The 10,376-nt window shown below is 60.9% G+C and carries 9 protein-coding genes and 1 pseudogene; 7 read left to right on the top strand and 3 right to left on the bottom strand.

Translation table 11 applies throughout. From position 1 onward, the window contains the following. From ACWGTO_RS25265 to ACWGTO_RS25240, 6 genes are all read left to right on the top strand, one after another. Window positions 1-2,291, top strand: a 2,291-nt coding sequence (locus ACWGTO_RS25265) for a type I secretion C-terminal target domain-containing protein (RefSeq protein WP_454577522.1), incomplete at its 5' end; no start/stop codon positions are given. A 60-nt stretch (window positions 2,292-2,351) separates the two neighbouring features. Further along, window positions 2,352-2,723: a hypothetical protein gene (locus ACWGTO_RS25260; RefSeq protein ID WP_352558739.1), complete on the top strand. Its 372-nt coding sequence runs from the start codon at window positions 2,352-2,354 to the stop codon at window positions 2,721-2,723. An 81-nt stretch (window positions 2,724-2,804) separates the two neighbouring features. After that, window positions 2,805-3,515, top strand: a complete 711-nt coding sequence (locus ACWGTO_RS25255) for a lytic transglycosylase domain-containing protein (RefSeq protein WP_454577521.1) — start codon at window positions 2,805-2,807, stop codon at window positions 3,513-3,515. 199 nt (window positions 3,516-3,714) lie between these two features. Then, a complete protein-coding gene (locus ACWGTO_RS25250) occupies window positions 3,715-4,908 on the top strand; it encodes an ABC transporter substrate-binding protein (protein ID WP_454577520.1) in 1,194 nt (397 codons plus the stop codon). 32 nt (window positions 4,909-4,940) lie between these two features. After that, complete coding sequence (locus ACWGTO_RS25245) at window positions 4,941-5,645, top strand: thermonuclease family protein (protein ID WP_454577519.1); 705 nt, start codon at window positions 4,941-4,943, stop codon at window positions 5,643-5,645. 162 nt (window positions 5,646-5,807) lie between these two features. Continuing rightward, complete coding sequence (locus ACWGTO_RS25240; protein ID WP_454577518.1) at window positions 5,808-6,560, top strand: GGDEF domain-containing protein; 753 nt, start codon at window positions 5,808-5,810, stop codon at window positions 6,558-6,560. Window positions 6,561-6,605: 45 nt separating this feature from the next. Here the strand turns inward: ACWGTO_RS25240 and ACWGTO_RS25235 are convergent, their stop codons facing one another. Then, window positions 6,606-7,502 (bottom strand): LysR family transcriptional regulator, encoded by an 897-nt coding sequence (locus tag ACWGTO_RS25235; protein WP_454577517.1) that lies wholly within the window; start codon window positions 7,500-7,502, stop codon window positions 6,606-6,608. 284 nt (window positions 7,503-7,786) lie between these two features. Between ACWGTO_RS25235 and ACWGTO_RS25230 the strand changes: the two are divergent. Then, a pseudogene (locus ACWGTO_RS25230) lies at window positions 7,787-8,485 on the top strand (SDR family NAD(P)-dependent oxidoreductase); the annotation flags it as partial. A gap of 8 nt (window positions 8,486-8,493) precedes the next feature. Here ACWGTO_RS25230 and ACWGTO_RS25225 read toward each other — a convergent pair. Both ACWGTO_RS25225 and sctT read right to left on the bottom strand, forming a co-directional pair. Continuing rightward, window positions 8,494-9,381 carry a D-glutamate cyclase family protein gene (locus tag ACWGTO_RS25225; protein ID WP_454577516.1) on the bottom strand — a complete coding sequence of 296 codons (888 nt, stop codon included), beginning with the start codon at window positions 9,379-9,381 and terminating at the stop codon, window positions 8,494-8,496. A gap of 170 nt (window positions 9,382-9,551) precedes the next feature. Next, window positions 9,552-10,367 (bottom strand): type III secretion system export apparatus subunit SctT, encoded by an 816-nt coding sequence (gene sctT, locus ACWGTO_RS25220; protein WP_454577515.1) that lies wholly within the window; start codon window positions 10,365-10,367, stop codon window positions 9,552-9,554. Window positions 10,368-10,376: the final 9 nt, after the last annotated feature.

The following is a 10,376-nucleotide window of genomic DNA, read 5'->3' as shown; positions in this document are numbered from 1 at the left end:
ACACCCTAAAGGACGGCGACGGCGACACCTCGCACACCACGCTGACCATCTCGATCGGCGATGGAACGCCCACCGTGGGCGACCTGACGCCGCAGGGCAGCGGCGGCGACACCACCGTCAACGAGAAGGGCCTGCCGGCAAGCTCCGGCTCGGAAGGCTCGGGCGAACTGGCTGCAGCCGGCGCCGACGGCGATCCGTCGGAGCACAACACCGGCACCTTCACCATCACCTCGCCCGACGGCATTGCGACGCTGACCATCAACGGCACCGCGATCTCGGCGGCGGCCCTCACCAACAGCGCCTCGGTCCCGGTCAACGTCACGACCCCCGACGGCAACACCCTGACCATCAACGGCTTCAATGCCGGTACCGGACAGGTCAGCTACACCTACACGCTTCTCGACAACGAGACCCATCCCGCAGCCGGCACCGATTCCATCTTCGACAACATGACGGTGACGGTCACCGACACCGATGGCGATGTCTCGGCTCCCGGCACACTGTCGGTCCGCATCGTCGACGACGTGCCGACGGCGGTCACGCCGGAATATGCGGTGCTGTCGAATGGAGCAGGGAACCAGGTCATATTCGCCTTGGACGAAGACCACACGCTATCAAACAACTACGGGGCGGACGGCGCCGGCACGGTGAAGTTCGCGGCGTCTCTCGACAACGCGGACAGCGGGCTGACGTCGGGCGGCGCGCATATCATCTACGACCTGTCGGCGGACGGTCACACCTTATATGGTATTGCCAATGGCGCGACGGTTTTCACGGTCACGCTCGACCCCCAAAGCGCCAATCCAACTTATTCCGTGGACATGGACGGAACGGTAGACAGCCTAGCGCAAGTGAGTTTCACCGGCGGGTCGTATGATTTCGATGGCGGCAACGGCGCTTGGGCCGGCTTCGTGCCCAACGGCCAGAAAAACTCCGGTACCCCTGTGAACGACGATTCGAGGGACGTGCTCTTCACGCCCTTCGGCACTGCAACGACCATTAACGGGAACGCGAATTCCTTTGGTGCCGGCGGCGGCAATGGCGGACAGAATATCGGAGCGGGCGAAGGCGTCCGGGTCGACTTTGTCCAGGATTTGACGGGCAACTCAATGGGGGCTGGCGGTTACGGTACTGTCGCTAATCGTGATCACGTATTCGACAGCCACTATGTGGCCAATGGCGCCGCATTCACGTTTGGCGATGGAACCAGCGATACCGTCCTTAAAATTACCGCGTTCGACGACAACACTACCACCGCCACAGACGGCAACAAGATAGTTGGCGATGGCCATCACGATTCGATCTCGTCAGTCGCCATAACCTATGACGGTGAAACGCAGGTCGTCGCGTTCGCGGACATTGGCATCACGGCAACGCCATATACAATAGGCAGCCTGGGGGGGCTGACGGACAGAAGTTATACGGTTCAATTCGTCGATTTGGGCGACGGCAAATATGCCGCCCAGATAACGGGCGTGCTTGATACGCACGTTTCCGTCGCTACGTTCACCGCCGATGGTTACAACAGCCTGGAGCTGTTGAACTCATCTCCGACTGACAACAGCGGCAACGACTTCGCCATTACCGGATTCGGCGCAGCCGTTCAGACCACCGATCCCGTCACCTTCAACCTGCCGATCCAGATCGTGGATGGAGATGGTGACACGGCGACAAGTGCGATCGGCGTCACGCTGAGTGGGACCGGACTTCAGGATCACTCGGCAGACGCTGCAGGCGCATCGCATATCTACACGTCGACAGTGGCCATGCCTGATATTGTCGGGTCTGCTTACGGCGACACAATAACGGGCGACGGTTTTGCGAATCTCCTGTATGGAGGAGCCGGGACCGACATTTTGAACGGTGGCGGCGGTAACGACACGCTCGTCGGCGGTACAGGCAGCGACACACTCAATGGTGGGGCCGGCAACGACCTCCTCGTAGGCGGCGCAGGAGCAGATACGATGACCGGCAGCACTGGTGCCGACACGTTCAAGCTCGACCACCTAGAACTGAACATCAAGGATCTTATCACCGACTTCAATGGCGGCGAGGGCGACAAGATCGACCTGACGTCTCTGTTCGACACCGCACCTGGCGGCGCCAATGTCGGTGACTTCGTCAACTACGATGCGGCGACGGGCACGCTCAGCGTTGACGCCAACGGCACCACCGGCGGCGCCAATTTCGTCGATGTCGCAACGCTGCAGAACCACCCTGCGGCCAACACGATCACGCTTCTCTACGACGATGGCGTAACCCAGCACACAACCACTGCAAACCAGGTTTAACGGTATGGCGCGTGGCCACGCGACCATGTTATACATTGCTAATATTGAGGGGAGTTCATCATGAAACGTTCTGCAAGACTGCTGGTTTCCGCTGCGACGCTGTTGCTGGCAGTCGGATCGACGGGTTACGCCGCCGACATCATCGAAGGGCCGGTGGCCGACTATTGCCGAACGGTCGGCACGTCGAACCTGGTGCTGAACGACAACATCGTCGATCTCAAGTCCGAGGTGGTGAAGCTGATGGACGAGTCGGTGGCCGTCGCCAATAGCTCGGAATGGATCAACTCTTCGCGCCCCGCCTTCGTCTGGGCGTCGGAAGCCAAGGTCGCCTGCGGCATGGCCTATGGCTATCTCAAGACGAACTACAAGGACGAAGACACCCTCAACAAGTGCGAGTGCTTCCACGACCGCATGGTCGAGTACATGAACTGACCGGAAGGGATCTGGCCGTGCCGGTTGGCTGACCCGATGGTCGGCGCACGATTGACGAGGGCGATCGCAGGAGCGATCGCATTGACCGGCTTTGGCCAGCTTGCCCCGCAAGCCCGCGCGAACTGGCTGGAACGACCTGGCCTGGAAAGACCACAACCGTCCGCGTTGACGCGGCAAGCCCGCTGTGACGCCGCCCCGGAATGGACGCGCGAGACATTCAAGGCTTTCGCAACATGCCAGGCATCGCTCTACGGCCTGGAGCCAGTGCTGGCGCACGCGGTGATGGAGATCGAAAGCAGTTTCGATGCCGATGTGCACGGCGCCGATGGCGAAGTCGGCTTGATGCAGGTGATGCCGGGGACGGCGCGAATGCTCGGCTTTCGCGGTTCGCTCGACGAGCTTGGCGCGCCTGCAACCAACATCGCGCTCGGCGTCAGATACCTGGCGCAGGCAAACAGCCTTGCCGCAGGCGATCTCTGCACCACCGTCATGAAATATCGCGCCGGGCACGGTGAAACCCGGTTCTCCGAACTTTCGGTCCGCTACTGCCGGCGTGCGCGTGCAATCCTGGCGAGGGAAGGCGTCACCGTTGCCGGTCCGCTACCGGTGGCGACGTTCGGCTTTTCCGCATTCCCGGCAGCAGGAGATGACGGCGCCCCTGCCCAGGGGAAGCGGATTTGCGTGCGCCGGCTGTTCGTGCCCGGGCCGCGATACATGAAATGCGCCGACTATCGAAGCGCCGGTCAAGCCAGGGTGATCAAGGCGCTCCGGGCAAGACTCTTCGATGGTTAGAGCAGTCGCCGTTTCGTGGAAACGGCGAACTGCTCTACCTCCTTGTTTTTACGCAATTCCGGACGGAAAACCGCTTCGCACTTTTCCTGGAATTGCTCTAAACCACGGTCCGGCAAATACAAAGACGGCGAGGCAAGTCTGCCGTAAGATGAATGGGATGAGACCGGAACAAACACCCGGCGGGATATGGGGAGGCATTATGGTATCTGGCTGGCAGGGCCACACTTCGTGGACGTGGGCGTTCGCGTTTGCGGTGATGGTGTCAGGCTGCCAGTCGAAAGGCAGCGTCTCGGACGCCCTCGATCCGGCGGCGATCGCCGCACCTGGAGCGCCGGCCGCCGGCGCTGCTGCCAGCCCGGCCCAGGCCACGCAATCGCTTGGCACCGGGTCGACGAAGGTCACGATGCTGCTGCCTTTGTCGGCCCCTGGAGCCGCCGGCGAAAACGGCAGGAAGATGCTCGATGCAACCAAGCTCGCGATGGCCGATCTTGGCAATGCACTGCTCACGGTTACGGTCGAGGACACCAAGGGTGACAGCGCGCACGCCAGCGAATTGGCGGTGAAGGCGATCACCACCGGAACCAAGATCGTCATCGGTCCGGTCGAGCTTGCTGCCGCTCAGCACATAGCCAAGCTTTCGGGATCGCAGCGGCCGCCGGTGCTGGCGCTGGCCGACAATTTCGCCGGCGGCCCAGGCGTCTATGCAGTGCGCCTCAACGAGGCCGACAGTGCGGCCGCGGGCGCTGCCGGCCTGGCGGCTAAAGGCAGCAAGAAGTTCGTGCTGCTCGTCGCGGCCGGCGCGAATGCCGGCGCGGTTGAAAAGCGGGTCGCCAACAGCCTCAGCATCTATGGCGCGACGCTCGCCGTCACCATTCCGTATTCGGCCGGTGACGGCGGCACAAAAGCAGTCAACGACATGGGCTCACTTGTCGAGGCTCCAGATGCCATCGTCATCGCCAGCGGAGACGATAGCCCGTCGCAGATCCTCGCGGCGCTCAAATCGAAAGGCATTCCTGGAAAAGCAGTCGCCGTCGTTGGAACCAACCGCTGGCTGGAGCATCCGATCGAGCCGCTGTTTGAAGGATCCTACATCGCCACGCTCGACCCAAGCGAAACCGGTCCAATCGCCGACCGCTTCAAGACGACCTACAATTATCCTGCCGACCCCAATGTCGCCTACGCCTATGATATGGTCGCCCTGACAGCGGGGATTGCAAGTTCGGTCGGGCCCGACGGCTTCAACAAGCAGGTGCTCGAGAATCGGAGCGGATTTCGCGGATCGACCGGCTTGTTCCGGTTTCGGGCGGATGGCTCCAGTGAACGATCCATGCCATTTTATCAGGTTCAAAAAGGTGCGCTCAAACTGGTCGCCAAATCGACGTCGGGGTACTGAGGGGCAAGACGCCTTGGGATCTGCTTGAGCTGATGGGCTGGCTGAGGCGCGATCGCTTGGTGGTGTTGCTCGGGAGCCTGCTGCTTCTGACCGGCGTCTTGTTGATCATCCGAGCCGCCGATCTGCTTCCCACCGATCGGCCGGTACCAGCGCCACGTCAATCCATCGACGACAACCAGCCAATGCGACCGGTTGCGACCGTCGCCAATACGCCATGGCGAGGACGGGCACGAAAGATTGCCCAGGACCTTATCGCGCCGCCACAGCTTGACCCGGCGCAAATCGAACGGGCGGAGCCGCGCCCGCCGCTCGGCGACCTTGGCCTGGCTTCGCCTGCAGGGATGCGGATGCCAAAGGATTGGACAGCGGTCCTGCTGTACCAACCGGTTGCCACCTCCTCGGCGACCTTCGAATCCATGGGGCGCACGGTAGCCATCAGCGGGGTCCAGGGCATCGACCTGGACAAGGCCTGTTCGTTTCGGGACGTCGCCTGGCCTTGCGGCCAACGTGCACGGGCGGCTTTCAATTCCTGGCTGCGCGGTCGGGCACTTAATTGCGTCGTGCCGCCGGAGATCGATCGTTTCGCCATTGCCGCACCGTGCAATCTGGGCAAACAGGATGTCGGTGCCTGGCTTGTTTCCAACGGCTGGGCGACGGCCTTGGCAGGTGGGATGTACGGCAAGGCGGAGGCAGTGGCCAAGGATGCCGAGATGGGCATATTCGGCCCGCCACAATAACCGACAATTCGGTGTCGCTACCGTTACCAGCGCAGCCTTGCTTTGAAGCCAGGTTTCGGGCCGATGGTAGGCGATTGCGCCATTACTCAAATTGTATGATTCCTCGAAACTGAATGTGCAGCACCCTGGCCTATGCTAGTCGATCAAGCGGGAGATTGACTAATGATGACACCGATGGCGAATAGTTCGCCCAAGCAATGGAAAGAGGTCGCATGGCTTACCGCCCTGGGATTGGCGGGAATTTTGCTGCTCTCCATTGGCCTCAACTATCTGCTTCTGTTCTCGGAAGCATTGACGCCGTTCGGCCGCAGCATGGTCACAGCGATCCTGTTGCCGGTCATCATCGGTTGCCCGCTTCTCCTGTTCATTGGCCTGCAGCGGATCGAACTCGGCCACTATCGAAGAGAACTCAACAAGTCGGCGACCTTTGACAGCCTGACAGGCTGCCTGAACCGCACGGTCTTCACGTCGATGGTCGACAGGAGAACAACCAGGCAGGACTCGTCCGGTCCAAGATCTGGCGCCTTCCTGGTCATTCATCCCGAACACATCAGGTCCATCAACCTGCGCTTCGGGCTGGGCTGGGGTGACGAAGCCTTGCGGCTCATAGCCTCGACCATTCAGTCATCGGTGCGCAAGGAGGATCTGGTGGGGCGCATCGGAACGTCCATGTTCGGGGTCTTTCTGCCCGGTGCGACAGAAGACGACGCCAAGGAGATCGGCGAGCGTATCCGGGCGCGCGTGGCGCAAGCCTATTTCGCGCCGAAAGGAACCGAGGATGTCCTGGCCATCAGCGTCGGCGGTGTGGTGTTTGAAAACGAACTGGAATTCGAAGAGATGTTCCGGTCGGCGGAATCGCTGTTATCTGGCGTCGAACACAAGCCTGGATTTCAATTGTCGCGTCTGCACCACTAACTCAGAAGCGCCGCCTGGCCGCGTCCGCCGGCGACCTGCCGCGCGTCAGTCGCGCGATATGGACAGCCCCGCGAGAAGCGGCGCGTACGCGGCGAGCCTGCGGGATACGAACTCGGTGAAGAGCCGCACGCGCTTCGTCTTGCGTGTCTCGCCCTGTGTGAGAAGCCAAACCGTTCCGTACATGTGCAGGTCGGTACCCGGCACCCTCACCAGTAGGGGGTCGGCATCTCCAACGAAGCATGGCATTGTCGTCATCCCGAGCCCTTGCCGTACGGCAGCGATCTGCGCCTCGCCGTCCGTGGTCCTGAATGGAACCCCCGTGGTGCGAACCTCACCCTCGCTGGCCCAGTCCGGGATTCCATGAATGCTTATGACGATCCACCGGATGGGATCAGGCGCGCCCGCACGCCACGCGGCTAGTCGATCCCGGGACATGTAGACGCCGCCGAACAGCTCCGGTCCCTTCATGCCATGAAGATTGAGCGGCAGGGTTTTGCGGTCGTAGACGACGCGGATCGCCACGTCGGCCTCCCGGTTGGTCAGATTTGCCAGCTCACCGGACGACAAAATTTCCATCTCGATGTCGGGATGCAGACGCGCGAAATCGGCGAAGTCCGGCATCAGCAGATGTGTCGCGAGGGGCGGCGCCAGCGTCACCCGCAGAAGCCCGCGCACGCTCTGGTCGCGCCCGAAGACGCGCGTCTCCAGCTGGTGCGACGACGCTTCCATCTGGTTCGCGAGCTCGAGGACCTCCTCCCCCGCAGCCGTCAGCCGGTAGCCCGAAGGCAGCTTTTCGAACATCTGCGCCCCGAGGCGCTCCTCAAGCTGGGCGATGCGTCGCAGCACGGTTGAATGATTCACCCCGAGATGCGCGGCGGCAGCCCGCACCGAGCCTCCGCGTGCGACGGCAAGAAAGTAGCGAACGTCATCCCAGTCGACCATGGTGCAATCCCGCACCGCAAGGTGCGCCTTCCAAAGCCTGTGTCCAACACATCGAACAGCGTCTCGTATGTAGGTGGCGCGGGGCGGTCATCATAGCCCATGCTGACAAGCACGGCCGAATTCCCAACGGCGGACACCGATCGTCACGGCTGGCGTCAGTCGTCCAGCCGGATCGATTTTGCACCACCGATGTGCGCCTTTCCGCACTCAAAGGCTGACCCCGGCAGACTTACTTCCAGGCTCTCGGGGTTCTTCCCCAAAAGCAGAGCCTGAAAGGAGAAGTCATGGGAAAGCTTGACGATAAGGTTGCAGTCATCACGGGTGGATCGAGCGGCATGGCGCTGGCGAGCGCCAAGCGGTTCGTTGAAGAAGGCGCCTTCGTTTTCATCACGGGCCGGAGGCAGGAGGCGCTCGACGAGGCCATCAGGCTGATTGGCCGGAACGTGACCGGCGTGCGCGGCGATGCGGCCAATCTCGACGACCTCGACCGCCTGTTCGATACAGTCAAGCGGGAAAAGGGCAAGATCGACGTCCTGTATGCGAGCGCCGGCACTGGTGAGGCGGTCCTGCTGGGCGAGATTACCGAGCAGCATTTCGATGCGACCTTCGGCCTGAATACGCGCGGCACGCTGTTTACGGTGCAAAAGGCCTTGCCGCTGTTCAACGATGGCGGGTCGATCTTCATGACCGGATCAGTTGCTTCGATCAAAGGTTTTCCTGGTTATAGCGTGTATGCGGCGAGCAAGGCGGCGTTGCACGCATTCGCACGCGGGTGGCTCAACAAGCTGAAGGACAGGAATATCCGGGTGAACGTGCTGCACCCGGGCCCCATCGCCACACCGATGCAGGACCAGGTTCTCACCGAGGAGGCGAAGCAGATGTTCGAATCCCTGATCCCGCGGGGAAGGATGGGGCGTCCTGAGGAAATTGCGACGGCCGCGCTGTTTCTTGCTTCAGACGATTCGAGCTTCGTGAATGGGCTGGCGGACCGTCAAATATTCGAGCTTTTGATTTCATTGACGAATTTCCACCGATTGGCGATTCCATGCTTTCGCAGACTATCGACAGGACCGGCATGCGCTTGAGCATCCACGTCGGTGATCAGCATGTGTCCGGGCGACACTGTGATCGAAATCGCGAGTTCGGCACGAGCAAGTGCGTCCTGGGCGGTCAGGCTGCTGGCCCAGAAAACAGGGACCTCTCCTTTCAGGATTTCGACCGCATCGCCCCAGTCGGGAGCCATCAAGTCGCTTATGCCGATGATCGCGGGCTCTCCGACATGGATGGGAGAGCCGTGGGCTTGCGGGAAGCGTGCGGTAAGCGCGCGAACCTTGTCGACGTCGCACCGTTTCACCGGCCGCATCGAGACAACCATTTCGCCACCAAACGGTCCGACGCGGCACGTCTCGATTCTGGTTCGAAACTTGGGCGAGGCTTTGCCGCAGCCGATGCGACGGAGTTTCACGCCCTTTTCGGCAAGTGCAGCTTCGACGGTAAGCGAACTGCCGAGCGCGAAAGCGGCGAAGTCATCCCGCCACAGGTCGATAATGTCCGTTGTCTGGCAGATCATCTCCCCGAAACAATAGATGTTGTACTGGGGCGCATCGGTGCGGATATCGATATCACCCAGGCCTGGGAGCAATGGGCTGCCGGTACGGCTCACGCCCACCAAAGGACAGGGTTTCGGATTGCGGACGCAAAACTGATGAAAATCGCCAGCGAAGCTGCGGGGCACAATCGCAACATTGGCCTGAAGCTTGCCGCGCGCAAGCCCTCCCGTATGCCCTTCATAGGCGCCCATTCTGACCAGTCTGCGCAGCCTGTCTGCATCGACCAATCGCAAATCCTCATAGATCAATGAAGTGGTTTGGCGAGCCATGGATTCCGAGGCGTATGCATGTTCAGAGACACGTCGAGAGCGCGTAAGATCATCGACGGGTCAGCCGCTTGTCAAATTATCAGAATCTTTCCTCGTCGATAAATTGTATTTATTGGTCGACCAACCGGCGCTTCTGTTATTATTAGCAATTACTCATAAAGCTTCCGCTCTCATTGACAGCTACGGCAGCCGATCGCTTCTATCTGACGGCCTGCCTCGTGCAAAAAGCCAAGGTCGCGGTTCATGTAGAAGAGCAGGAAAGCCGCATAGAGGACAAAGACGAGACTGAACACCAGCGTCTTGACGACCAGCGAAAGCGCAAAAACATTCAGGTGCGGCGAGGCGCGCGCCAGGAAGGCCAACACAATGTCGGACAGGAGCATACTAATGACGAGCGGGAACACGAGGGTCAGCGCCATCATTACAATGCGGTTCAGCAGACCGAGGAAGATTCCGGCTGCATCCTTGCTGAATACGGGCAGAAGTTGGTCGATCGGCCAAAGGCCATAGCTGTCGTAGAGGCTGGTCAGGGAAAGTTGCAGGCCGCCGGCCGCGAGGTAGACCGTGACCATGACGACGGCGAGCAAGGTGCCGGTAGCACTCGTCTCATGGGTCATCATCGGATCGATCAGGGTTCCCATCGTGGAACCGCGCTGCAGGTCCACGATATCGCCCGCAGCCTCCGCCGCCCAGAACGGTATGCCCATTGCCAGCCCGAGCGTCACCCCGACAACGACCTCCTTGAGCATGTACAGAACGATCATCGTTGTCGTGATGTCGGTGTTCGTCAGCCTGGTCACGATCATCGGAAAGACCGGAACCGCCAACGCCAGAGCCACGCCATTGCGCAGAAGCCCAGATAGCGGCACGCGCGAAAAGAGCGGCATCAGGAGCATGAAACCGGTCAGGCGTGCGAGCGCGAAAGCCCCTGCCAGAAGATAGAACTGAAGCTCTCTGACCGACGCGAAGATTGGTTCGACCGGCATCCGCGTGCC

Source organism: Mesorhizobium sp. PL10, assembly GCF_053714315.1.
This window is presented reverse-complemented; position numbering and strand designations above follow the sequence as displayed.

Coding starts and splice junctions, on each gene's coding strand:
- ACWGTO_RS25260 (WP_352558739.1), top strand. CDS start 2,352: ATGAAACGTTCTGCAAGACTGCTGGTTTCCGCTGCGACGCTGTTGCTG.
- ACWGTO_RS25250 (WP_454577520.1), top strand. CDS start 3,715: ATGGTATCTGGCTGGCAGGGCCACACTTCGTGGACGTGGGCGTTCGCG.
- ACWGTO_RS25245 (WP_454577519.1), top strand. CDS start 4,941: ATGGGCTGGCTGAGGCGCGATCGCTTGGTGGTGTTGCTCGGGAGCCTG.
- ACWGTO_RS25240 (WP_454577518.1), top strand. CDS start 5,808: ATGATGACACCGATGGCGAATAGTTCGCCCAAGCAATGGAAAGAGGTC.
- ACWGTO_RS25235 (WP_454577517.1), bottom strand. CDS start 7,502: ATGGTCGACTGGGATGACGTTCGCTACTTTCTTGCCGTCGCACGCGGA.
- ACWGTO_RS25225 (WP_454577516.1), bottom strand. CDS start 9,381: ATGGCTCGCCAAACCACTTCATTGATCTATGAGGATTTGCGATTGGTC.
- sctT (WP_454577515.1), bottom strand. CDS start 10,367: ATGCCGGTCGAACCAATCTTCGCGTCGGTCAGAGAGCTTCAGTTCTAT.